Origin of the sequence: Desulfosarcina widdelii (genome assembly GCF_009688965.1) — a bacterium.
GTDB lineage: Bacteria > Desulfobacterota > Desulfobacteria > Desulfobacterales > Desulfosarcinaceae > Desulfosarcina > Desulfosarcina widdelii.
Genome location: NZ_AP021875.1, coordinates 4052982 through 4076136, shown reverse-complemented (window position 1 = coordinate 4076136; position 23155 = coordinate 4052982). Strand labels below are relative to the sequence as shown.

The window sequence follows — 23155 nt, the reverse complement described above, 5'->3', positions numbered from 1 at the left end:
ATGTCCGCAATTTCAAAAAGCCCCCTGTATCAAATCGCACGCCCCGAGAGCATCGCCATTTTTGGCGCTTCCAATAATTTTTCATCCATGGGGACCATTATTCTCAACGCCATCCTTGCCGATGGATATGAAGGCCGGATTTTCCCGGTCCATCCCAAGGAAAAAAGGGTTTTGAATCTTGGCGCCTACTCCCGGGTGGGCGATCTGCCCGAAGTGCCGGACCTGGCCATTATTGTCCTGCCGACAAAAATCGTTGCGGAAACCCTGCGGGCCTGCGGAGAAAAGGGAATCCGCCGGGCTATTATCGTTACGGCCGGATTTGGCGAGGTGGGGGGAGAGGGTCCAGCCAGGCAGGAAGAAATCAAGGCCATTGCCCGGCAATACAACATCCGATTCACCGGGCCCAACTGCATCGGCGTGGTCAATTCCCACATGAAATTCAACGCCACCTTTCTTTCCTCCGCCTGCCGGCCCGGCTTCATCGGCATGGCCTCCCAGAGCGGCAGCTTTATCACCCAGATGTTCGATTACCTGGATACCCGGTTCGGACAGGGATTCAGCACGGGGTTCAGCCTGGGCAACGAGGCCGATATCGACATGGCGGACTGCATCCGATACCTGGGCGCTTGCCCGGATACCCGCGCCATTGCCCTGTATATCGAGTCCATCCGCCGGGGACGGGAATTCATCGAAGCAGCCCGGGAGGTTGCGCTAACCAAGCCCATTGTGGCCTTTTATGTGGGGGGATCGGAAACCGGGAAACGGGCCTGTCTTTCCCACACCGGGGCGCTTGCCGGCCCCGACAGGCTTTACGACGGGGTGTTTAAACAGAGCGGCATCATCCGGGCGCGGTCCGTGGAAGAGATGTTCGACTTTTGCTATGCGTTGGGTTCCTGCCACCTGCCAAAAGGGAACAGCGCCTTGATTCAAACCCATTCAGGCGGACCCGGCGCCGCCGCCGCCGATGCTTGCGGGAGGTCCGGTATCGAACTGCCCGCCCTGTCTCAGGCTACGATGGAAAAACTGGGGGCGTATGTCCCTCACACCGCCAGCGTAAAAAATCCCGTGGACCTGACCTTTACCAAGAACCCGCTGGATTATTTCAAAGCCATCCCCGAGATACTTCTACAAGATGAGGGGGCGGACAGCCTGCTTATTTATTTTTTGGCCACGGAAGCCATGGTCCACCGGGCCCTGGTAAGCCTGGGCGTGCCGGAGGCGGAAATCGAAGCCCAGGTGAAAAAGATCGTGGACGACCAGTGTGCGTCCGTGGCCGAATTGATGGCATCCCATGGCAAACCGACGCTGGGCTTTTCCTTCCTGACCCGGCAGAATCCGTTTATATCCGGTCTTCAGGACAAGGGTGTGCCGGTGCTGGCCAGCCCGGAGCGGGCGGCCCGGGCCCTGGGGGCCCTGGTGGAATACGGACGCCTAAGGGGAAAACTTGCCCGCTCGAAACGATCATCGTCGGTTTGATCGCAGCGATTGATAAGAACGCTAACGCATTCTCAAACTACTCGATGGCCTGAAACTTACGCATGAACTTGCGGTCGATGTAGTCTTTGATGAGAAATGCCGGACGGCCGCCGAACTCCAGCCAGCGCTTTTTCAGGACACCGACCCCGCCGCCCAGGTTGAAGATCAGCAGGTAGTCGCCGCCCGGATCGAAAGGCATCAGCTCCCCGCCCTCCATCTGTGCCACCATGTTGTGGAACAGCAACGGATTTTCTCGTACGGCGTAGACGCCGACCTTGTCTAGGGGATGGTCCTGGAAATGGATGCAGTCCCCGCCGCCGAAAATGTCCGGGTACTGAGTGCTTTGTAGAAAGCGGTTGACCAACATCCCGCCGTCCGGACCGGTAGCGATTCCCGAATCGGCGAAGATGGAAGAAGGCTTGACGCCCAGGGCCAGAAAGATGAAATCCGCCGGCAGGTTTTCTCCGCTGTCCAGGGTGAGCTTTTCTCCGGCAACGGATTTGACGTAGACGTTTTCGCGGATCACGATACCGCGGCTGTCCAGTACCTTGACGATCCTGTTTCGCACGGAAGGGGGAAAACGGCCCATGAAGGCGCTGCCGGCACATACGGTGATGCGGGGCATCTGCCCACCGGTGGCTGCTGCCAGCTGCCAGACATTGCCGGACACCTCGGCCGCCGAAGGACCGCCGCCGACAATAACCACATTGGCGGTGTGCCGGCCGAAATGATCGACCAGGCGAGCTTTGGCCTCCATGAGCCGTTCGATGGGTTTGACGGTATAGATATCCGCAGGGTCGCCCTCGATATCCGGCCTGGGAACATGGCTGCCCGCGTTGCAGGAGAGCACGTCGTAGGACACGGGTTCGCCCCTTTCCAGGAGCACGAACTTTTTCTCGGGATCGATTCCGGTAGCCTTGTCCCGGATGAATGCAGCCCCCGACTTTTCCACCACGTGCCGGGTGGCAAAACGGATTTCTTCCGGTCGGTAGGTGCCCGAGAGCATGCCCGGCCCCATGCCCGAGTAGTAATGGTGGTCCGACGGGCCGATAACGGTGACGTCGTGTCCTTTGGCGATAACGTCCTGCAGATTGGCCAGGGCGACCATGTGGGCATGGCCGCCGCCGATGAGAACCAACTTTTTTTTCATAGAAACCTCATGGCGGTGGCTATTCTATCGTTTCTTCCATCAATTGACCAAGCCTGGCCAAATGCGTCTTCTCCTCATTGGCGATCTGGAGCAGGGCCTGTTTGCCGGCGTCGCTGTGCGCCTTCTCCGAAGCCCGCAGGTAAAGATCCAGGGCCTGGGCTTCGATGGACATGGCCAGTTCGATGATGTCGGCCAGCGTGTCCGTCGAAGGCATGAGCAGATTGGCGTATTCCTCGGTGGTCAGCCCTCCTTCCAGGACTTCCGGAACCGGACCCTTTTCAAAATCTTCCCGGGAGGCGGCCTTGCCTGTGACCTCGGTGTATTGTTCCAGAATACGGTCCTGGTGTTTCACTTCAATTTGAGACAGTTGGCGGAACAGCTTCCCGGCCGGTTCGCTGTCCACCTTGGCGGCCATGGTATCGTAAAAATCCTTCAGTCCCGCTTCCAGGGAATAGGCCACGGTCAGGGCGCTTTCAACGGATTCTACTCCGTCGAACAGCGCCAGGCCTTTTTCTTCGCCCAGAAAGGCCGCTTCGCTGGTCCAGGCATTGAAGCCGCCGGCCATGTTGATAATGTTTTTAAACCCCTGGCCGGAAAGCAACTGGGCCGCGACCCGGCTGCGCCCCCCGGATGCGCAGTATACCAACAGGGGCTTGCTGCGGTCGATGCGATCCATATGGTCTGTGAGTTCCGGCAGCGGGGCCAGGATGGAGCCGGGGATGTGTCCGGCTTCGTACTCCTTGGGTTGGCGTACGTCCAGGATGGTCACCTCGTCCACCTGTTTGCCGTCAAGATAGGTCTTGGCCTGCTCGGTATCGATGGATTTCACAGGCGTCAGGAATTGTTTCCAGTTCATAATTGCCTCCATTTGTAGATAAAGGGACATGATTTTTCGGAAGGTCGCAATAATTATACACAAAACGACATTCAATGCTATTGCTTTTTGGGTGGCATACGGATTGCTTTAAATATAACAGTATGACAGACTATCCTTATGACAGGCATTGGCCTGTTTCCCCCAACCTTTATTGCCCCAAAAGGAGGCCGCCATGAATCTGAGTGAGTACAAGGATATTATCAAACAGGCCATTGCCAACGAGGTCGAGGCCCGCAAATTTTACGAGGATGCCGCCAGCACCCTCGCCGACCCATACCTGAAAAAACTTTTCACCACTTTGGCGGAAGAGGAGAAAAAGCATCGGGATATTCTCACCAAGATCTACACCAGCAATACCATTGACCGCTATTTTTCCGAAACGCGCGATTACAAGGTGGCCGAAACCATGGATGAACCGGAACTGTCCATGGACATGAAGCCGGCCGATGCCTTTGCCCTGGCCATGAAAAAAGAGGAAGCGGCCATGAAGCAGTATAACGAAATGGCCGCGATGTGCGACGACGAAGATAAGCGGCAGGTATTTCTGGACCTGGCGGCCATGGAACGGGACCACAAGCTTAAAATGGAAGACGCCTTCACCAATGTCGGGTACCCGGAGGTCTGGTAGAAGATGGCCCTTTCCGTCGTCGATCTATACCGTGACGTGCTGCCGAAAACCAACTGCGGTGACTGCGGGTTTCCCTCCTGCCTTGCGTTTGCCGGGATGGTGGTGTCCGATCAATATCCCCTGGAACGCTGTCCCCATCTCTCACCGGAGGTGGTACAGCGATGCAACCGCGATCTGGCAGAGCAGTATGCCGCCGGCAAATGGACCAAACGGGATTTGGCCGAAGATGCGCTGACATGGGCCCGGGAGCGGTCCGCATCCATGGCCCTGGAAGATCTTCCCGAGCGAATCGGCGGAGAACTGATCGGAAACGGAGAAAAACCGGACCTGAAGCTGCCCTATTTCGATACCCATATTTTAATCCGGCCTGACGATATCGAGCGCATGGATGAGGCGGAACTCAGCCGCTGGGAGAAGGTTTTTCTTTACAACCACCTGGCCCAGGGCGGCCGCCGCCTTCCCGCGGGAACATGGAAGGGGTTCGAGGAGTTCCCCAATACCGTCTCCAAGGTCAAAACCATGGCCAAGCAAGTGGAGTCTCCATTGGCGGACAGGTTTTGCGGCCAGTTGGACGCACTTCGCAGTGCTGCCGCCCGAATTGGCGGCAAGGATGTCACCGGCAAGGGCAACAGCGCCGATGCGGCTTTTATTTTCCAGCCCCTGCCGCGGGTGCCGGTGACTCTGCTCTTCTGGGACGAGGACCCGGTGGACGGGTTCGGGGCCACCGCCAAACTTCTTTTCGACGAAACCGTCACCGAGCACCTGGACATCGAATCGATCGTCTTTTTGAGCGAGCGTCTGCGTCAGATGCTTTGCGAATCGTCCGAAAGGTAGGGCTTTCAATACCGGAGTGCCGTATCGGAAAAGAAAGCCGGCAATTACATAGTTTCAATCCCGATAACGATAGCAGCTATGCCAAGGAAAGCTTTTTATAGGCAAGAAATACTGCCTGCAATGATAGTGCATTACTAAGGAACACATCATGAATCAGTCCAAATGCCCGGTCTGTGGCTGCGAGAAGTTTTACGTCAAGAATCCTGATGACGAATACGATATCTATGGCTTCGAATGCAGGGATGGCGAGATCTGTTTTGAAGAAGAACTGGAAGATGATGAATGCCCGGATATCGGCGACGGTACCGAGACGTTTTGCAGCCGATGCGCCTGGCATGACAAATTCAATGCATTGAAGTAGTATCCATTCTATCCGGAGGTTGCCATGCAAACCCACGATGTAACTGTTTTTAAGCCGTATGCGTTCCGGGTGGGGCAGAAAATCAACATTGCGGATGGACCCCGAAAAGGGGACTGGGAGGTGGTGGCCGTTACCGACCGCAAGGTGACGCTGCGCTGCCCCTTCAGCAAGCGGGAGTTTGCCTGGAACCGCTTCTGCTACGTCGTCGAAGAACAGACCGGCGTTCAATGGCCCGGAAAAGAGTAACCCGGCGCGATCGCCGATCAGTCTGAGGAGCCCTGCCATGGCGGAATACGATTACGATATCGGGATAGTCGGCGGCGGTGCCGCCGGCCTCACCGTGGCTTCGGGTGCGGCCCAACTGGGGGCCAAAACCCTGCTTGTCGAAAAAGAACCGGTGTTGGGCGGCGATTGCCTGCATTACGGCTGTGTGCCCAGCAAGACGTTGATTCATTCGGCGCATGTGTATCATCAGATGAAAAACGCCGAGCGCTTCGGTCTGCCCAAAGTTGCGGTGCCACCCGTGGACTTCTCGCGCATTGCCGGCCGCATCGCCGGGGTGATTGCGGCAATCCAGGAGCACGACTCGGAGGAACGATTCTGCCGGCTGGGCGCCAAAGTGGTCTTCGGTCCGGTCCGTTTCAAGGACGACCACGCAGTCGATCTCGACGGCAAGAAGGTGAGCGCCCGGACCTGGGTGATCGCCACGGGGTCTTCTCCAGCCATGCCTCCCATACCCGGACTGGATGTCATCGAAACGATCACCAACCGTGAAATCTTTTCACTCCGGCAGCTGCCCGGCAGCATGATCGTGCTGGGGGGCGGTCCCATCGGCATCGAAATGGCGCAGGCTTTCAACCGCCTGGGAACGTCGGTCAGCATTGTTGATCAGGCCGATCAGATTCTGGGCAAAGAAGATACGGACATGGCCGCGGCCGTTCAGGCAGTCATGGAATCCGAGGGGGTCCGTTTTTATCTGGGCGCAACGGTGAAGCATGCAAACCAGGCCGGCGAGAAGAAGCGTATTGCTTTGGCTCTGGGGAACGGAACATCGGTGGACCTGACAGCCGACACGGTGTTGGTTGCGGCGGGACGCTCGGCCAATGTCGACGGCCTGGGGCTGGCTGCCGCCGGGGTTGAATTCGGGAGAACAGGTATCACGGTGGATGCGCGCCTGCGCACCACCCAAAAACATATTTACGCAGCCGGCGACGTCAGCGGCGGATATCAATTCACCCATGCCGCCGGCTACGAAGGGGGCATCGTGGTGAGCAATGCGGTTTTTCGCCTGCCGCGCAAGGTCCATACCACCTGGATGCCCTGGTGCACTTACACGGACCCGGAGCTGGCCAGTATCGGGCTGAACGAACGTTCGGCTAAAAAGGCGGGAATCGAAACCCGCATCTGGACCGAGGCCTTTGCGGACAACGACCGGGGCCGGGCCGAAGGAGAGGTCGAAGGCCGCATCAAGCTGATCCTGGACAGAAAGGAAAAACCCCTGGGGGTGCAGATCCTGGGCCCCCGGGCCGGCGACCTGATTGCCGAATGGGTGGCGGCGCTCAACGGCGGCGTCAAGATGTCTTCCCTGGCCTCGGCCATTCACCCGTATCCCACCCTGGGCGAGATCAGCAAGCGAGTGGCCGGCAGCGTGTTTGCTCCCAAAATTTTCTCCGAGAAAATCCAGAAAGGCCTCAAATTTTTCTTCAACTTGAAGGGTCGGGCCTGTACTCCGGAGGTGTGTGAAGGCGGGACACTGAGCACGGAGGGCGGAGAACGAAAGCCAGAGCACTGAGGACAGAATTCCGAATGCAAACGGAACCCTCCAAATCCAGCGGCGGGCTCAAAGCACTTTTTTTGGGCCTTTTCATCGTCGGAGCCATCGTGCTGATCCGGTTCAGCCCGGTGAAGGATGCGCTTACGGCCGAAGCGCTGGACACGTTTCTGCAATCTGTCGGATTCTGGGCGCCACTGGTTTATGTGCTGGTTTACGCGGTGGGCATCTGCCTTTTCATTCCCGGCACCCTGCTGACCGGTTTGGGCGCCGCTATTTTCGGGCCCTATTGGGGCTTTTTGTGGGCGTGGACCGGCGCCATGATCGGCTCGGCCGGGGCTTTTGTCATCGGCCGGACCCTGGGGCGGGAATTGGCCGCTTCGCTGATCGGCGATCGGCTGAAAAAATACGACGAGGCCATCGAACGCAATGGATTCGCGACCGTTCTCTACCTGCGGCTGGTCTACTTTCCCTTTACCCCAATGAACTTCGGCATGGGACTCACCCGGATTCGGTTCAGGGACTATCTGGTCGGTACCGGATTGGGCATCATTGTGGGGACCTTTATCTTTACCTTTGCTATTGGTACCCTGAAAGAGGTTTGGGCATCGGGAGACTGGGGGCAACTGGTGTCCTTCAAGATTTTTTTCTCCCTCGCACTTTTCATCTTTTCATTTTTCATCCCGGTGTTGATTAAACGGTTCAAGGGCCATGCGGCCTGACGTCCATGGGTTCGTTTTGTTTTATATTTTGAGACACCGTGTCTCAGGTGGACATTTGCAGCTTCGAAAAAACCCGATTTGGTGAAGGATGTGGTCGGTTTTTTTGTCTTGACGGTCATGGCACGTATTTTGTTAACTGATAACTGACCGCCAACGGCCTGCCTGCGGAGAAAACATGGAACGCCAGATTCATTTCGACAACCATCTGGGAGAAACCCTTGCCGGAACTCTTCACGAGCCCGACGGGCCGCCGCTGGCTGCGGTCGTCGCCGGACACTGCTTTACCTGCTCCCGGCATACGGGTATTCTAAGAAGGATCTGCACTAGTCTTTGCGATGCCGGTTTCATGGCCCTGCGTTTCGATTTTTCCGGAAACGGACAAAGCCAGGGAAGTTTCGAACAATCCACCTGGTCCAAGCAGGTTCTGGAAATGGAAGCCGCCATTGATCTGGTGCAGCAGCATGGGGTCCAATGGATCGGACTTGCCGGACATTCCCTAGGGGCGGCCATCGCCCTGCTTACCGCACACCGGCAGGCTGCGGTGTCGGCTGTCTGCCGAGTGGCCGGGCGGACCAGTCCGACACGTGCCATGCATTTTTTAACGCCGGATCAGCAGACGACGCTGTCCGAGGCGGGTCGCGTGGAATTCACCAGTCGCGGGAGAAATCTGAGTCTCAACAGTGATTTTTTTGACGATGCCGGCCGTCACGATTTGGAAGCGACCACCCGTGCGCTCAAGGTGCCCATGTTGGTGGTGCATGGGGACCGGGACGAGATCATCTCGGTTTCCGAAGCCCATCTGGCCAAAGAAGCCAATCCCGACCACGTCGAACTGGTGATCGTTTCCGGCGGCGATCACATGCTCGCCTTGCCGGAGCACCAAAAACAGGTTTCCCGAACGGTGACCGAATGGTTCTTCCGCCAGGCGGGGTTTTCAAAGGGTGAACCCAAACAATCGTGATCGTTTTGTAAAAAATTGAAATAATATTCTGTTGCCCTATTGGTCTTAGAGGCCGTGTAGGGACACGGCGCGCCGTGCCCCTACGAAAACCGCTTTTGCCGGTATGACAGTTCTGGCGGTTTGTAAGGATGCATTAAACATAATCATTTATAAAGCCGCTTTTTTGCTTTAATTTGGAGCTACCAGGAGGATGCGGAAATGAACCTGTCCGAGACCCTGAGCGCCGATTTTATCGATACCCAATACCGCAAATGGAAATCCGATCCCGCGTCTTTGCCGGAGGACTGGCAGTTTTTCTTCAGGGGATTCGAAATGGCCGGAGCCGCCGGACCGGCGGCCTCCGATTCCCGGGAGGCTTTGCGCCAGGCCGGTGTGGACGCCCTGATTCACCGCTACCGGGACATCGGGCATTTGCTGGCTTGCATGGATCCGCTATCCGCCTGCCCCACCAGCCATCCGCTGCTGGAAATGGAGGCCTTCGGTCTGGACGCTGCAAACCTGGAGCAAGTTTTCGCGGCCCCGGGGGTGATCGAAGCCGGTTCGGCGCCATTGAAAGATATTGTCGTTCGGTTGAAGCAGACCTATTGCCACAGCATCGGCGTGGAATACATGCATCTGCAGGATCCCGACGAACGGCGCTGGCTGCAGGAGCGCATGGAGCCAACAGGCAACCGGACAGAACTGTCCGTTAAAGAGCGGGTTCACCTGCTGAAAACACTTACTGCGGCCTCACGGTTCGAAGACTTTCTCAATAAGAAGTACGTGGGGGTGACCCGGTTCTCACTGGAAGGGGGCGAAGCCCTCATTCCCTTTCTGGACGTTCTGCGCCAAGAGTCGGTTGCCTCTGGATGCCGGGAGATTATTCTCGGCATGGCCCATCGGGGGCGTCTCAACGTGCTGAGAAACTTTCTCGAAAAACCGGCCGAGGAGATCTTCTCCGAATTCGAAAGCTGCTACGATCCTCAGGATCTGGTGGGTTCCGGGGATGTCAAGTATCATATCGGCTATCTCACCGAGCAAAACATGGAAGACGGGACCGCGGTTTCCCTCTGCCTGGTGAGCAACCCCAGCCATCTGGAAGCCGTGAACCCCGTGGTTGAAGGCATGGCCAGGGCCCGCCAGGATCTGCGGACCGCAGACGGGCAAAAGGCGGTCCTGCCGGTACTGCTGCACGGCGATGCGGCCTTTGCCGGCCAGGGCGTGGTCGCCGAAACCCTCAATATGTCCCAGCTCAAGGGATACCGCACCGGCGGTACGGTGCACGTGGTCATCAACAACCAGATCGGCTACACCACCCTGCCCGAAGACGCCCGCTCCACGCGCTACTCCACGGACGTGGCCAAAATGCTCATGGTTCCCATTTTTCACGTTCACGGGGAAGATCCCGAGGCTGTGGCCCATGTGGCCCGCCTGGCCGCCGACTACCGCTATCGTTTCGGCAAGGATGTCGTCGTCGACCTGGTCTGCTACCGCCGCTACGGGCACAACGAGGGCGACGAGCCCTATTTCACCCAGCCGACCATGTACCAGCGCATCCGCCAGCGGCCGCCCCTTAACCGGGTCTATGCCGACGAGCTGGTGGCCGAGGGGGTCGTCTCCAAAGCCGATGTAGAGAAGATGGAACAGGCTGTCAGCGATCATCTGGATGCGGCCTACGAGGAGATCCACGGATCGACCTGCCTTTTTCCCGAGCCGCGATTTTTTCCGGAATGGGAAGCTGTCAGCGGCACCTTCAGCCATGATCCGGTGGATACCGGCGTGGACAAAAAAACGCTCATGCGTTTGGCGTCGCGACTGGCGGACCTGCCCGAAGGATTTACCGTTCACCCACGGCTCAAGGGGGTGTTGAACAAACGCCTCGAGGCCATCACCAGCGGCGAGGGCCTCGACTGGGCTGGTGCCGAGGCCCTGGCCTTCGCATCTCTGCTGGTCGAAGGGCACACCGTGCGCCTCAGCGGCCAGGATGTCGGCAGGGGCACGTTCAGCCAGCGCCACAGCGTGCTGTGGGATTACGAAACCGGGCAGGACTACACCCCCTTGAACCATCTGGAACCGGGACAGGCGGCTTATGAGGCTTACAACAGCCTGCTGGCCGAGGCCGGCGTGCTGGGCTTCGAGTATGGCTATGCGGTCACCCGACCTCAAGTGCTGACATTGTGGGAGGCCCAGTTCGGCGATTTTGCCAACAACGCCCAGTGCGTGATCGATCTGTTCATCGCCAGCGGACAGACCAAATGGCAGCAGCTCTGCGGCCTGACCCTGCTTTTGCCCCACGGATGGGAAGGACTGGGACCGGAGCATTCCAGCGCACGGATGGAGCGCTTTCTCCAGCTTTGCGCCGACGACAACCTGCAGGTGGCCAACCTGACAACCCCGGCCCAGTATTTCCACCTGCTGCACCGGCAGATCAAGGCACCTTTCCGCAAACCGCTGGTCCTGATGACACCCAAAAGCCTGCTGCGCCATCCCATGGCGGTATCCTCCCTGGCCGATCTGACCCGGGGCGGCTTTACGCCGGTGCTCGACGATCCCAAGGCTGCAGCCTCGGCCAGGAAAGTAATCTTCTGCAGCGGCAAGATTTACTACCAGCTTATCGCCCGGCAGCAGCAGATCTCCGCCGCCGATACGGCTATCGTTCGTGTGGAACAGCTCTATCCGTTTCCGGAGCAGATGCTCAAGAAGATCGTCGGCCGCTATAAAAAGGCTGCTTCCTGGCTGTGGGTGCAGGAAGAGCCGGAAAACATGGGTGCGTGGCAGTTCATCCGGTCGCGTTTGGGCGCCCTGGTGAAAAAGCATCTCGTCTATGTGGGGCGCGAAGCTTCGGCCAGTCCGGCCACGGGCTTTCCCAAGATCTACAAAGTACAGCAGGACGGTATTGTGGACCGGGCCGTCGGTTCCCACGACCAGGCGGGAAGTGCCACGGGATGATGGAGGACAGAAGTCGGAGGTCAGAAGACGGAAGACTGATGTCGGAGGTCGGAAGATGTGCGTTGTAATTGAGAAATTCTGGTATTGAGGAATTGGGGGATTGATGGAGCGGCTTTCAGCCGCGATGCGGTTTCTACGAACCCGATAAAGTCAGCCAGCGGTATCGATGCAATAACCTAAACCCCTTCAGCCTTCAACCTAAACACCTAATATCAAGGAGCCCGCATGGCCATCGAAATCAAGATTCCCAGCGTCGGCGAGTCGGTTCAGGAGGCGGTCCTGGCCGAATGGTTCAAGCAGGACGGCGATACCGTCCGCAAGGACGAGCCCCTGTTTGTCATCGAAACGGACAAGGTCACCTTGGAGGTGGTGGCCGAGGCGGACGGCGTCCTGAAAATTGGTGTACAGGCCGGCGAGACCGTGGCCATCGGAACGGTGGTGGGCTCCCTGGAGCCGGTGGATGCATCCGCGGTGCCGGAGAAAAAACCGGAAGCCGAAGCCGAGCCGCCCGCCGAAAAGCCCGCTCAACCGGAGAAAACGCCTGCCCCGGCGGCGCCCCCAAAGCCATCCGCTCCATCGACGCCTGCCGACGGGATTCCCCTGGCGCCTTCCGTGCGCCGACTGATTGCCGAGAAACATCTGGATGTCTCCAAAATCAAAGGAACCGGTCCCGGTGGGCGCATCAGCAAAGGGGATGTACTGCTCTACCTGGAAAACGCCCCGGCGGGCATCCCCGAAGAGGATCCGGCAATGCCGACTGCGGTCGGTGACATGCCGCCTGCTGCCATGGAAGAGCGCAAGCCCATGACGCCCATCCGCAAACGCATCGCCGAACGGCTGCTGGAGTCCAAGCAGAATACGGCCATGCTGACCACCTTCAACGAGATCGACATGGCCCGGTCCATGGAGATCCGTTCGCAGTACAAGGAGGCCTTCAGCAAGCGCCACGGAATCAACCTGGGCTTCATGTCCTTCTTCGTCAAGGCCTGCGTGGAAGCCCTCAAGGAAGTGCCCGAGATCAACGCCTTTATCGACGGCAATGACATCATCTACCACAACTACCAGCACATCGGTGTGGCCGTGGGCACCGAGCGCGGCCTGGTGGTGCCGGTGATCCGCCACGCCGAGCGCCTGAGCTTCGCCGGGGTGGAGAAGGCCATCGTGGATTACGTGACCAAAATCAAGGAGAACCGCCTGGAACTGGCCGACCTGGAGGGCGGCACCTTTACGGTGAGCAACGGCGGCGTTTATGGCAGTCTGCTCTCCACGCCCATTCTCAACATGCCTCAAAGCGGCATCCTGGGCATGCACAAGATCGAAAAGCGACCGGTGGTGGTCGACGACGAGATCGTTATCCGGCCCATGATGTACGTGGCCTTGAGCTACGACCACCGCATCGTGGACGGCAAGGGGGCGGTAACTTTTCTCAAGCGGGTCAAGGAGTTCGTCGAAAACCCGGAACGCATGACATTGGAGGTGTAAGGATGGCACAGCAAGCACAGTTCGACCTGGTGATCATCGGTTCCGGACCCGGCGGATACGTGGCGGCTGTCCGCGCCTCCCAGCTCGGCCTGAAGACCGCCGTGGTGGAGAAAAATGCGCGCCTGGGCGGCGTCTGCCTCAACGTGGGCTGCATCCCCAGCAAGGCCCTGCTGGACTCCTCCGAGTACTACCACCTGGCCAGGGAGCGCTTTGCCGAATACGGCATCAAGACCGGCAAGGTTTCCCTGGACCTGGCGGCCATGCTGGCCCGTAAGGACAAGGTCGTCGAAGAGCTGACCGAAAATGTGCGCAAGCTGCTGGAGGGCAACAACATCGAGATCGTGCAGGGCACGGCTACAATCAACGCCCCGGGAACGATCGAGGTCGACACGGGCAAGAAGAAAAAGACCACCCTGGCGGCCAAAAACATTCTGCTGGCCACCGGTTCAGCGCCCATCGAGGTCAAGGGGCTGGAATTCGATGGCAAGCACATCGTCAGCTCCACCGAAGCGCTCTCCTTCGATACCGTGCCCAAGCACCTGGGCATCGTCGGCGGCGGTTACATCGGCCTGGAACTGGGGTCGGTGTGGAACCGCCTGGGCAGCAAGGTGACCGTCATCGAAATGCTGCCCAAGATTGCCACAACCCTGGACGGACAGGTGGGCCGCACCCTGGACCGCATCCTCAAACGCCAGGGCCTTGCGTTCAAGCTCAACACCAAGGTGGCCAAGGCCACGGTGGCCCGCGGCAAGGTACGGACCGTGCTGGAAAGTGGCGACAACACTGAGGAGATGAGCTTCGACCGGCTGCTGGTCTCCATTGGCCGGCGCCCCCTGACTCGCGGTCTGGGCCTCGAAGAACTGGGTGTGGAGACCGATCCCAAAACCGGCCAGATTCTGGTGGACGAAACCTACCGCACCAGCGTGGACGGCATCTACGCCATCGGCGACCTGGTGCCCGGCCCCATGCTGGCCCACAAGGCTTCGGCCGAAGGGACCGCCGCCGTGGAGTGCATGGCCGGCCGCGCCGGCGAGGTCAACTACGACACCATTCCGGCGGTGGTCTACACCTGGCCCGAGGTGGCCAGCGTAGGCCTGACCGAAGAGCAGGTGCGCGAACGCGAAATCCCCTACTGCGTGGGCAGCTTCCCCTTTTCCGGGGCCGGCCGGGCGCGCTGCATGGGCGAAACCGACGGCTTCGTCAAGCTGATCTCCCACGGCAAGACCGACCGCATTTTAGGAGTCCACATCATCGGTCCCCGGGCAGCCGACATGATCGCCGAGTGCGTGCTGGCCCTGGAGTTCGGCGCCAGCAGCGAAGACATCTCGCGCACCATCCACGGCCATCCGACCTTTGCCGAGGCCCTGATGGAGGCGGCCATGAATGTGCGCAAGTGCTCGATTTATGCATCCTGACGATTGAGGATCGAATCACCACACTGCTATCGGGACGCTGAAATGGCCATGGACGAATGGTTGCGGACCTACCTGGGCACACACCGCTCCCAGATGTTCGACCTGCTGCGGCAATTGGTCTGCATCAACAGCGGCAGCCATAACAAGCCCGGCGTGGACGCGGTCGGCCGCGTCATCGCCAACGCCCTGGCGGACTGCGATCTCACGCTGGACGTCATCGAAATCAAGCCGGTGGGCAACCCGCTGGTTTTTCGCACCCCCTGCCCGCCCACGGAAACCGGCCAGGTGCTTCTGGTCGGCCACATGGATACCGTATTCCCTGCAGATACGGATTTTCGGAACTATCGCGAAGATGCCGACCGGGCGTATGGGCCCGGCGTCATCGACATGAAAGGGGGGCTGGTTGCCGGGATATTCGCCCTCAAAGCACTGTCCGAGGCCAACCTGTTGCAACGCCTGCCTTTATCTTTCGTATTGAACAGCGATGAGGAAATCGGCTCCAAACAGTCCAAGGCGTTGATCCGCCGGGAAGCCGAAAAAAGTGTCTGTGCCTTTGTCCTGGAAGGCGGCGGGCTCAACGGAGAAGTCGTCACCGGCCGGAAAGGCAACCTTTCGGCCAGGCTCACCGTTGCCGGAAGGGCGGGCCACGCCGCTTTTGCAGGCCCGGACAAAACCAGTGCCATCGTGGAGATGGCCCATAAAATCCTGGCCATCGAGGCCCTCAACGATTTTTCCGCCGGGATTCTGGCCAATGCGGGCACGGTAACCGGCGGCATCGGCCCCAACACCGTTGCCGAACGGGCCGAAGCCCTTCTGGATTTCCGTTTTGTCCAGCCTGAAGACGAAGATCGGCTGAAAACCAAGCTGTCACAGATTTGTGCACAGATCATGGTGCCGGGCGCCGCCGCCGAACTGGAGATTGTTTCCGGTAGGCCTCCCATGCCCGGCAGCGAGGCCAATCAGGCGCTTTACGACCGCGTCGATCGCATTGCCGACCGACTTGGGATTGCCATCCGTCCGGAATTTCGATCCGGCGTGTCGGACGCCAATTTCATCGCCCAAACGGGCACACCGGTGCTCGACGGCCTGGGGCCCATCGGCGCCGGGGATCACAGCCCGGAGGAATACATGCTCAAGGAGAGCCTGTCGCAGCGCACGCTCCTGCTGGCCACCATTCTGGCCGATTTAAGCGGTGGAGAAAAACCGGGACCGGAGGACATCGGCTGAGTCAACCCCAACGTTGCAAAAGCTGGAGCGATTCAGATTTTCAAACGGTAACAATAATTTCCGCATGTTGTTATGCAACGTTGGGGTCAAATCAGTCTCGCTCGGTCAGCTTCTTTTCGATTTTTTCGGCCAGATCGTTTCTGCCGCGGCGGCGCAGGGGGGCGATGAGTTCCTCGTAAAACGGTTCGCGGACGCGGATAGTGATGCGGAAGGCATCCAGCCAGGCCGGATCCACGGCATCGTCGGCGAAAGCGCGGGTCTTGTCCAGCAGTCCCAGGGCCTCCAATTCCAACATGGTGCGCACGCACTTCTCGCAGCGGCCGCAGTTGAGTTTGTCTGGCACATTGGCCAGGCAGACCCGGAAATTCTGGAAGGCGGTTTCCCATCCGGCGACGATCCTGAGCTTTTCCATCCGCGACAGGCCTGCATCCCGGTGACGGATGGTGAGATCGTGGCTGCCGTATTCCGGGTCCAGCAGGGGGTGGGACCCGCAGGGGTGCAGGTGGGGGATGTCGTAGGAGGAGGCCAGCCAGGCCAGGTCGATGCGGGGCGCCAGGGCGTGGGCCACGGCGGCCAGCACGGCGCCGAAGAACTGGTTGAGCCACAGATCGCGATCGTCGCAAAGATGGCGAATGTTGGTGTAGACGGGAACCAAGGTCAGGCCCGCGTCCGCGGCTACGGGCGCCATGGCGGCCTTGGCGCGTTCGAATACATGGTATTTGGCCCCCCGTTCGAAGACCCCGCCGATGTCGAAGCCATGGACCAGCAATGCATCGTTGGGATACGCGGGGTGTGAGGGCGCGTAATTGTCCTTGAGAAGTTTGAGAGCGGCCAGCGAATCCATGCCGCCGGAGAGGAAAATCGCCGCGCGGCGGGTTCTGTCGGCATAAAGGACGTTTTTCAACAGCGGTGCTTCGAGGGTCAGGGGTCGAAAGGCACCGGCGGTCCAATGGTGCATGATGGCCATGACCGTTTCCAGGCCTTCCTTCAGGCGGGGGCAGATGGCCTCTTCAAGAATAAGGCGCCGTTCGCCGAAGTATAGGGCCGGTATGAGACAACCCACGGTAAAGGCATGGGGATGGGCCGCCAGGTCGTCGGCAAAGGTGGCCTCGGTTTCGATGAAGATCTCTCTTGCCGGCTCGTTTTTCTCTTCGAAATGGACCGTGGCCACGACACGGGCCAGATCGCCGTTTTTTCGCACGTGAAGGTCGGACAGTTTCATTGTATTCTCTTCTCCCGGTAACGGTCGATGGCCAGGCGGACGATGCGGCCGGCGACGTCCAGACCGCTGGCCGCCTCCATGCCCCTGAATCCCGGCGAGTAGTTGACTTCACCAATCAGCGGGCGGCCGTTTTTTTCCACCATCAGGTCCACGCCGGCCACATCGCAGCCCACGGCTGCTGCCGCGGCCGTTGCCAGTTCGGCCAGGTCTGCCGGAAGATCGATGGATCGGATATCGCCGCCCAGATGAAAATTGGCCCGGAAGTCTCCCTGCCGCGGGATCAGGCTGGCCGCACTGATCGCTTCCCCGCCGATCACCAGAACGCGGATGTCGCGGCGTCCGTCCAAAGCGATGTAGCGCTGAACCATCACGCCGCGCAGGCGATCCAATGCGGCCAGCACGCGGCGTCGGGCATCGTCGGCGTCCTCGATGCGCATCACGCCTTCTCCCTGGCGGGCATTGACCGGCTTGGCCACCACCGGATAGCCGCCCAGGCGATCCACGGCCGGCGAGAATCCGGATGCCTCGTTGACAAAAACGGTGTCAGGGCAGGGCAATCCCGCGGCGGTGAGCACCTGCTGGGTGAGAAATTTGTTGCGCGCTATCGTAACGGAGGCAAGGTCGTTGACCAGGGCAATGCCCATCTGCTCAAAGTGGTGGATCAATGCCAGACAGGTATCCCCGATTTCGGCACCCTGCCTGGGTAGTACTACACGGGGCGGGTTTTCCGCGTGTTCGCCGGTCAATCCCAATTTACCGCCCACGGTCGCCGGCCAAAGCCGATACGGATGGATCAGCACCCCCTGGCAACCGGCCTGTCGCGCTGCTTCCAGCAGACGGCGGTTGGGATGGTAGCTGTCATCCCGGACCGTAATGATACCGATGCGAAGGTTCATGTCAGGATCGTTTTTTTTCATGGTCGTCGATCATCCATTCCGGCATCCAGATGCCTACCGGCTTGCCGGCTTTTTCGCTGGTATAGGTGGCCACCTGACGGGTACGGTTGCGGCGGGCAATGATTTTGGTGGCCTCGTTGTCCTCGGCGATCACCGAGAAAATCTTGCGATCGCCGGCCCGGGCAGTGAGCCCTTCCAGCAGGCGGGTACCGATGCCCAGGCCCCGGTATTCGGGGCGCACCGAGGTGTAGCCCCGTTCGAAAAAGCCGGTCAAATCCAATCCCGACCGCTGGCGGACGGAATCGATGTACTGCGGTCGTGGGTTCTTCAGGCTGGAGTTGGCCACGACGATCCCGTTTTCCAGGACATAGGCGATCAGAAAGGCCCGCTCCAGGTTGGCCCGCACATGGGTAGCGGCCACGGTGCCGCCCGCTGCCACCATGGCACAGATATCGTCCAGGCGGCCGTCCGGCAGTTGATCCGGCGGGCAAAAACGGTAGGTCATGGTCTCGCCCAGTGTCACGATATGATCATTCTGCTTGTCTGCCCGCGATCGCAGCAGCCAGTTTTTACCGAACCGGTCGATCAGCACGAATCGATGGACCGGGTCATCTACAATTTGCCGCAGGGGCCGGCCGGGCAGGGCCGGCAGTTTCCCGTACCCGTCGTCGGTATTGGATTTTCGGCCATCACCGTCGGTCGCCTCCCAGCTGTGAACGATGTTGGGCTGCCGGGCGACGGCGTCTCGGTTGGCCGCGACTGCCGCCGGACCATCCAGAAGCAGATGGTTCCAGATGCCGGCCTTGGAAACCGTTTTGAAAAATCCGAGGCCCGGAATCCAGTCCGTTGCGGACCATAGAATCTGAACGATGGACCCCTTCCCGGCCGGGCATGGAAGCGCCCCGTCCGGTGTGTCGCCGATATTGCAGGCCAGCGACAGTTTCAGTCGGGTCGGCCGGTCGGATAGTGCGTCCATGAGGCCCCTGAGGGTCGGTGGAGGCAATCCCCGCCGCCAGAAGCAATGGGCGGTGCCATGATCGGCGGCAGCCCGCTCCATGAGGGTTAGCATTGCTCCGGCCTGCACGGCACCGTTTCCGAAGATCGCCGATTCGTCGTAAGGGCTTGAAACGACTGCGGACAGGAATGCCGTCAACCCGGACAGGGTGTCCGGCGGATGCGGGAAATCTGCCGGAGACGGTGGATGCAGCAGCAGCATTGACGGTGAGGGGCATTCGGTCATGGGGCTCCAATTTGCTACACGGTTTTGTACAATGACGTTTGCGGCTCTATGTACCTTATTCAACGGTCGGCTGACAAGAACCGGCATAGAACCGATTCCAGTTGGACTTGTCAATGGCCTTCAAATTCAAATTGTTGGAAATGAATCCAGGACGTAAATTGTGTAAAAGATTTTTCAAAGGTTGCCGACCGAGCCGAATCGATATAGAATTCGTACGCGTTGCATTACAGACTTGCAAAAAGGAATGCTTGGGTCATGAAAATCGCCTTTTTAATGGATCCGCTGGAAAACATCCAACCGGAAACCGAAACCACCAGCCACCTGATGTACGAGTGCAACGAGCGTGGCCACACGGTCTATTTTCTGGAACCCCACGATGTCTATATCCGCGGCGGTCAGGTCGTGGCCCGGATGCGCAACATCACCGTGCAGCAGGGCCTGAACATGGCGGCTTACTGGCAGGCGATCATCCGCTGCACCAAGCAGGAACATCTGGTCTTCGAGACCATTACGGAAATGGATGCCCTGTTTCTGCGCAGCAATCCGCCACTGAACTACCAGACCATGGAGTTTCTGCAAACGGTCAACAATCATGTCTTCATCCTCAACAGCACCACCGGACAGATCTTGGGCAACAGCAAACTCTACATCCTCAATTTTCCGGAAATCATACCCGAAACCCATGTTTCCAGGGATCCTTCCCGTCTGCGAAAAATCATCGACGATTTCGGCGGCGCCATGGTGGTCAAGCCATTGCAGCGGTTCGGCGGCGAGGGCGTGATCAAGGTGAGTACCCGCGACCGGGAGAATTTGAACTCGTTGATCAACTATTATGTCCGCGCCTACGAAACCTATGCCCGGCGGGAACCCATCATGGTGCAGGAATACATGAAAAGCGTGAAGCAGGATGGCGACATCCGCATTTTGCTGCTCAACGGCGAGATCATCGGCGCCATGCGCCGCAAGCCGAAGAAAGGCGATTTCCGCACCAATGTGCATGCCGGCGGAACGGTTTTCCCCCATCAGGTGACAGCGCGGGAGAGGCGGATCTGCGAGATTATCAAGGAGAAGCTGATCGCCGACGGACTCTATTTCGTGGGCATCGACCTGATTGCCGGCAAACTGGTGGAGATCAACTGCGTCAGCCCCGGCGGCATCCCCCGGATCAACCAGCTCAACAACGACCGTCTCGAACAGAAGGTGATCGATTTCATCGAGCACAACGTCCACAGAATGAATTCTTCCGCCCACCGAAAGCGAGCGTGACGATGCCCGGTGGGAAGCGATGGCATCGGCTGTTTGTCGTGCTGCTGGTTTTTGCCGTTGCAGCCTGCACCGACCGGGAGCCTCCGGGCACCCTCAGGATCGGCCTGGCCGAGGAACCGCGCACCCTCAATGTGTGGCTGGCCAGTGACGCCAACTCCCGCAAAGTACTTTCCCTGATCTATCAACCCCTTTACCAGAACGATCCGGACACCCTGGATCTGGTCCCCTGGCTGGCGGCATCCCTGCCGGTGTACGATCCGGAGCGGCTTTCCTACACCATCGCCCTGCGCGATGCGCGCTGGTCGGACGGCACCCCGTTCACTTCCCGTGACGTGGCCTTTACGGGGCAGTTGATTCAGTCCTTCATGGTTCCCCGGTATCGAGCCAAATGGCAGTTCATCCGCCGTGTGGAAACCCCCGATGACCGAACGGTCGTGTTTTACCTGGAAAAGCCGATGGCGGCTTTTCTCAGCGAAACGCTGGCGACCCCCATCGTTCAGGAAAAACAGTGGGCTGCCGTTGCCGCAAAAGCCCAAACCACCAGCAAGCCGCTGACGACCCTGCTCAATCACCGGGTGCAACGTCCCGTGGGCACCGGTCCTTTCATCCTGGAGCAGTGGCGTCGGGGAGCGTTTTTGCATCTTTCACGCAATGCCCACTTCTTCGGCACCGGCCAGACCATCGACGGACGGATTCTGGGACCGTTTTTCGACGATCTTGTCTATACCGTGTTCGGCACGTCCGATGTGGCAATCCTGGGGTTGAAAAAGGGCAGCATCGATATGTTCTGGTGGCCCATCCAGCCCGGCTATATGGACGACCTGGAAAAAGAAGAAAAGATTCGTCTGTTTACCAACGAAAAATCGGCCCTGTACTTCATGGGCTTCAATCTTCGCAGGCCGCCATTTAACGATCCGGCGCTGCGTCGGGCCGTGGCCTACCTGATCGACAAAAATTTCATCGTCTCACGGATTCTTCAGGGACAGGGCACCAAAATGTTTTCGATCATACCGGCGGAAAACCGCTTCTGGTGCAACCACGACCTGCCGCGCTATGGGGACGGCATGAGCCGGGAAAGCCGAATCAAAAGGGTCTACCGGCTACTCAGTGAGGCAGGGTACTCCTGGAAGGTTCCGCCCGTAGACGAATCCGGCAAGATCCAGGCCGCCGTCGAAATACGGCTGCCCGATGGGCGGCCCATGGAGCGCTTCACGATTTTGACTCCGCCGGCCGATTACGACCCGCACCGGGCCACGACCGGACTGATGATCCAGGAATGGTTGCGCGACGTGGGCATGCCGGCATACGCCCGTCCCATGTCCTTTTCTTCTCTGCTCGATCAGGTCAAGGGCAAGCACGACTTCGATGCGTTCATCCTGGGGTACGGGCGGCTGCGCCTGGATCCGGCCTATTTGGGCAACCTGTTTCACTCGAACAACGACAAACCCCGGGGATGGAACATGAGCGGTTATCGCAATCCGGCCTTCGATCGTCTGGCCGACCGGTCCGTTTCCGAAATGGATCCCGTCAAACGGCAGGCCCTGGTGATGGAGATGCAAAGGGAGATCGCCCGAGACCTTCCCTATATTCCCTTGTACAAACCTTCTGTGGTGGAGGCGGTGCGCCGGGACCGTTTCAACGGCTGGGTGGATATGCTGGAAGGTATCGGCAATATCTGGTCGTTATGCCTGGTGAAGCCGGTTAAAGGCGGATCGTAACAAATGGGATTGAAACGCTTTATAATCAGACGCCTGATGGAGATCGCGGTGGTTTTCTTCGTGATCATGACGGTGCTTTTTGTCCTGTTTCGGCTGGCTCCCGGCGACCCGGTCGAACGGATGGTCGATCCGTCCATGACGCCCGAGGATGCCCAACTGCTCAAGGAGAGCATGGGGCTGGATCAGCCCGTGTGGACCCAATACCTCTATTACCTGAAAAATGTGGCCACCGGCAATATGGGGGTTTCCTTCCATTATGGCGTACCGGTGATGCGGATCGTCATGAACCGGCTGCCCAACACCGTGCTGCTGTTTACCACCTCCATCATCCTGTCGGCTTTTTTGGGCGTTTTTCTGGGAAAGATTGCCGCCTGGAAACGCGGAGAGCGGACTGATACGCTGATGACCATCGGCGCCCTTTTCTGTCACACCCTGTTTCTGCCCTGGCTGGCCCTGATCATGATCTGGTTTTTTGCCTACCGGGTGGGGTGGTTTCCCATCACGGGCATGGTGTCGCCCGAAGTATGGATCGATCCGCAGGCCGGATTTGTGGACAAGGCCCTGGATGTGCTGCACCACATGGCCCTGCCCCTGATGACCCTCATCCTGATCCATTTCGGAAGCTATCTCCTGGTGATGCGTTCGAGCATGCTGGACACGCTCAAGGACGACTACATCGTCACCGCCCGCGCCAAGGGACTGGATGAAAAAACCATTCGGGACCACCATGCGGCGCCCAATGCCGCCCTGCCCGTGGTGACCAGCGTAGGGCTGAGTCTGGCCTTTTCCATCAACGGTGGCGCCCTGACCGAAACGGTGTTTACCTGGCCGGGGATCGGCCGGGAACTCGTTTTTTCCGTCAGCCATGCCGACTACCCGCTGGCCCAGGCCGCCTTTCTGCTCATCGCCGTTGTTGTTCTGCTGGGGAACCTGGTGGTTGACATTCTTTATGCAACTCTGGATCCGAGGATACGGTATTGA

The 23155-nt window shown here is 59.0% G+C and carries 20 protein-coding genes; 15 read left to right on the top strand and 5 right to left on the bottom strand.

Features of this window, described 5'->3' with window-relative positions; genetic code table 11:
• Positions 1-1476: an acetate--CoA ligase family protein gene (locus GN111_RS18725; RefSeq protein ID WP_155308065.1), complete on the top strand. Its 1476-nt coding sequence runs from the start codon at positions 1-3 to the stop codon at positions 1474-1476.
• A gap of 37 nt (positions 1477-1513) precedes the next feature.
• Here GN111_RS18725 and GN111_RS18720 read toward each other — a convergent pair whose 3' ends face one another.
• Positions 1514-2626 (bottom strand): NAD(P)/FAD-dependent oxidoreductase, encoded by a 1113-nt coding sequence (locus GN111_RS18720; protein WP_155305208.1) that lies wholly within the window; start codon positions 2624-2626, stop codon positions 1514-1516.
• Between the two features lie 19 nt (positions 2627-2645).
• Complete coding sequence (locus tag GN111_RS18715) at positions 2646-3482, bottom strand: rhodanese-like domain-containing protein (RefSeq protein ID WP_155305207.1); 837 nt, start codon at positions 3480-3482, stop codon at positions 2646-2648.
• 193 nt (positions 3483-3675) lie between these two features.
• Between GN111_RS18715 and GN111_RS18710 the strand changes: the two genes are divergently transcribed.
• From GN111_RS18710 to GN111_RS18660, 11 genes are all read left to right on the top strand, one after another.
• On the top strand, positions 3676-4131 hold the full coding sequence (locus tag GN111_RS18710; RefSeq protein WP_155305206.1) for a ferritin-like domain-containing protein: 456 nt from the start codon (positions 3676-3678) through the stop codon (positions 4129-4131).
• Between the two features lie 3 nt (positions 4132-4134).
• Positions 4135-4965: a DUF3786 domain-containing protein gene (locus GN111_RS18705; RefSeq protein WP_155305205.1), complete on the top strand. Its 831-nt coding sequence runs from the start codon at positions 4135-4137 to the stop codon at positions 4963-4965.
• Between the two features lie 148 nt (positions 4966-5113).
• Positions 5114-5326, top strand: coding sequence for a ubiquitin family protein (locus GN111_RS18700; RefSeq protein ID WP_155305204.1), 213 nt, complete (start codon positions 5114-5116; stop codon positions 5324-5326).
• Between the two features lie 24 nt (positions 5327-5350).
• Positions 5351-5572 (top strand): hypothetical protein, encoded by a 222-nt coding sequence (locus tag GN111_RS18695; protein WP_155305203.1) that lies wholly within the window; start codon positions 5351-5353, stop codon positions 5570-5572.
• 37 nt (positions 5573-5609) lie between these two features.
• A complete protein-coding gene (locus GN111_RS18690; protein WP_155305202.1) occupies positions 5610-7118 on the top strand; it encodes a dihydrolipoyl dehydrogenase family protein in 1509 nt (502 codons plus the stop codon).
• A gap of 14 nt (positions 7119-7132) precedes the next feature.
• The gene (locus GN111_RS18685; RefSeq protein ID WP_155305201.1) at positions 7133-7819 is read left to right on the top strand and encodes a TVP38/TMEM64 family protein; all 687 of its coding nucleotides are present in this window, start codon (positions 7133-7135) and stop codon (positions 7817-7819) included.
• A 175-nt stretch (positions 7820-7994) separates the two neighbouring features.
• Positions 7995-8780, top strand: a complete 786-nt coding sequence (locus tag GN111_RS18680; RefSeq protein ID WP_155305200.1) for an alpha/beta hydrolase — start codon at positions 7995-7997, stop codon at positions 8778-8780.
• A gap of 198 nt (positions 8781-8978) precedes the next feature.
• Entirely contained in the window at positions 8979-11708 is a 2730-nt protein-coding gene (locus GN111_RS18675) for a 2-oxoglutarate dehydrogenase E1 component (RefSeq protein WP_155305199.1), read from the top strand.
• Between the two features lie 225 nt (positions 11709-11933).
• The gene (gene odhB / locus GN111_RS18670) at positions 11934-13190 is read left to right on the top strand and encodes a 2-oxoglutarate dehydrogenase complex dihydrolipoyllysine-residue succinyltransferase (protein ID WP_155305198.1); all 1257 of its coding nucleotides are present in this window, start codon (positions 11934-11936) and stop codon (positions 13188-13190) included.
• A gap of 2 nt (positions 13191-13192) precedes the next feature.
• On the top strand, positions 13193-14605 hold the full coding sequence (gene lpdA / locus GN111_RS18665) for a dihydrolipoyl dehydrogenase (RefSeq protein WP_155305197.1): 1413 nt from the start codon (positions 13193-13195) through the stop codon (positions 14603-14605).
• A gap of 42 nt (positions 14606-14647) precedes the next feature.
• Positions 14648-15832, top strand: a complete 1185-nt coding sequence (locus tag GN111_RS18660) for a M20 family metallopeptidase (protein WP_155305196.1) — start codon at positions 14648-14650, stop codon at positions 15830-15832.
• A 91-nt stretch (positions 15833-15923) separates the two neighbouring features.
• On the opposite strand, the gene GN111_RS18655 is transcribed toward GN111_RS18660, so the two are convergent.
• From GN111_RS18655 to GN111_RS18645, 3 genes are read right to left on the bottom strand one after another with little or no spacing between them, the layout of a single operon-like run.
• Entirely contained in the window at positions 15924-17054 is a 1131-nt protein-coding gene (locus tag GN111_RS18655) for a hypothetical protein (protein WP_155305195.1), read from the bottom strand.
• Positions 17051-17971 carry an ATP-grasp domain-containing protein gene (locus tag GN111_RS18650; RefSeq protein ID WP_155305194.1) on the bottom strand — a complete coding sequence of 307 codons (921 nt, stop codon included), beginning with the start codon at positions 17969-17971 and terminating at the stop codon, positions 17051-17053. The genes GN111_RS18655 and GN111_RS18650 overlap by 4 nt, the downstream gene beginning before the upstream one ends.
• Positions 17952-19190, bottom strand: coding sequence for a GNAT family N-acetyltransferase (locus tag GN111_RS18645; protein ID WP_155305193.1), 1239 nt, complete (start codon positions 19188-19190; stop codon positions 17952-17954). Before GN111_RS18645 ends, GN111_RS18650 begins: the two co-directional genes overlap by 20 nt.
• A gap of 255 nt (positions 19191-19445) precedes the next feature.
• On the opposite strand from GN111_RS18645, the gene gshB reads away from it, so the two are divergent.
• The 3 genes from gshB to GN111_RS18630 are packed head-to-tail and all read left to right on the top strand — an operon-like array spanning position 19446 to position 23155.
• On the top strand, positions 19446-20456 hold the full coding sequence (gshB, locus tag GN111_RS18640; protein ID WP_155305192.1) for a glutathione synthase: 1011 nt from the start codon (positions 19446-19448) through the stop codon (positions 20454-20456).
• 2 nt (positions 20457-20458) lie between these two features.
• Complete coding sequence (locus GN111_RS18635) at positions 20459-22174, top strand: ABC transporter substrate-binding protein (protein ID WP_155305191.1); 1716 nt, start codon at positions 20459-20461, stop codon at positions 22172-22174.
• A gap of 3 nt (positions 22175-22177) precedes the next feature.
• Positions 22178-23155, top strand: a complete 978-nt coding sequence (locus GN111_RS18630; RefSeq protein WP_155305190.1) for an ABC transporter permease — start codon at positions 22178-22180, stop codon at positions 23153-23155.

Coding starts and splice junctions, on each gene's coding strand:
- GN111_RS18630 (WP_155305190.1), top strand. CDS start 22,178: ATGGGATTGAAACGCTTTATAATCAGACGCCTGATGGAGATCGCGGTG.
- GN111_RS18635 (WP_155305191.1), top strand. CDS start 20,459: ATGCCCGGTGGGAAGCGATGGCATCGGCTGTTTGTCGTGCTGCTGGTT.
- lpdA (WP_155305197.1), top strand. CDS start 13,193: ATGGCACAGCAAGCACAGTTCGACCTGGTGATCATCGGTTCCGGACCC.
- GN111_RS18710 (WP_155305206.1), top strand. CDS start 3,676: ATGAATCTGAGTGAGTACAAGGATATTATCAAACAGGCCATTGCCAAC.
- GN111_RS18645 (WP_155305193.1), bottom strand. CDS start 19,190: ATGACCGAATGCCCCTCACCGTCAATGCTGCTGCTGCATCCACCGTCT.
- GN111_RS18655 (WP_155305195.1), bottom strand. CDS start 17,054: ATGAAACTGTCCGACCTTCACGTGCGAAAAAACGGCGATCTGGCCCGT.
- GN111_RS18690 (WP_155305202.1), top strand. CDS start 5,610: ATGGCGGAATACGATTACGATATCGGGATAGTCGGCGGCGGTGCCGCC.
- GN111_RS18705 (WP_155305205.1), top strand. CDS start 4,135: ATGGCCCTTTCCGTCGTCGATCTATACCGTGACGTGCTGCCGAAAACC.
- GN111_RS18695 (WP_155305203.1), top strand. CDS start 5,351: ATGCAAACCCACGATGTAACTGTTTTTAAGCCGTATGCGTTCCGGGTG.
- GN111_RS18650 (WP_155305194.1), bottom strand. CDS start 17,971: ATGAAAAAAAACGATCCTGACATGAACCTTCGCATCGGTATCATTACG.
- GN111_RS18700 (WP_155305204.1), top strand. CDS start 5,114: ATGAATCAGTCCAAATGCCCGGTCTGTGGCTGCGAGAAGTTTTACGTC.
- GN111_RS18720 (WP_155305208.1), bottom strand. CDS start 2,626: ATGAAAAAAAAGTTGGTTCTCATCGGCGGCGGCCATGCCCACATGGTC.
- gshB (WP_155305192.1), top strand. CDS start 19,446: ATGAAAATCGCCTTTTTAATGGATCCGCTGGAAAACATCCAACCGGAA.
- GN111_RS18715 (WP_155305207.1), bottom strand. CDS start 3,482: ATGAACTGGAAACAATTCCTGACGCCTGTGAAATCCATCGATACCGAG.
- GN111_RS18660 (WP_155305196.1), top strand. CDS start 14,648: ATGGCCATGGACGAATGGTTGCGGACCTACCTGGGCACACACCGCTCC.
- GN111_RS18680 (WP_155305200.1), top strand. CDS start 7,995: ATGGAACGCCAGATTCATTTCGACAACCATCTGGGAGAAACCCTTGCC.
- GN111_RS18725 (WP_155308065.1), top strand. CDS start 1: ATGTCCGCAATTTCAAAAAGCCCCCTGTATCAAATCGCACGCCCCGAG.
- GN111_RS18685 (WP_155305201.1), top strand. CDS start 7,133: ATGCAAACGGAACCCTCCAAATCCAGCGGCGGGCTCAAAGCACTTTTT.
- odhB (WP_155305198.1), top strand. CDS start 11,934: ATGGCCATCGAAATCAAGATTCCCAGCGTCGGCGAGTCGGTTCAGGAG.
- GN111_RS18675 (WP_155305199.1), top strand. CDS start 8,979: ATGAACCTGTCCGAGACCCTGAGCGCCGATTTTATCGATACCCAATAC.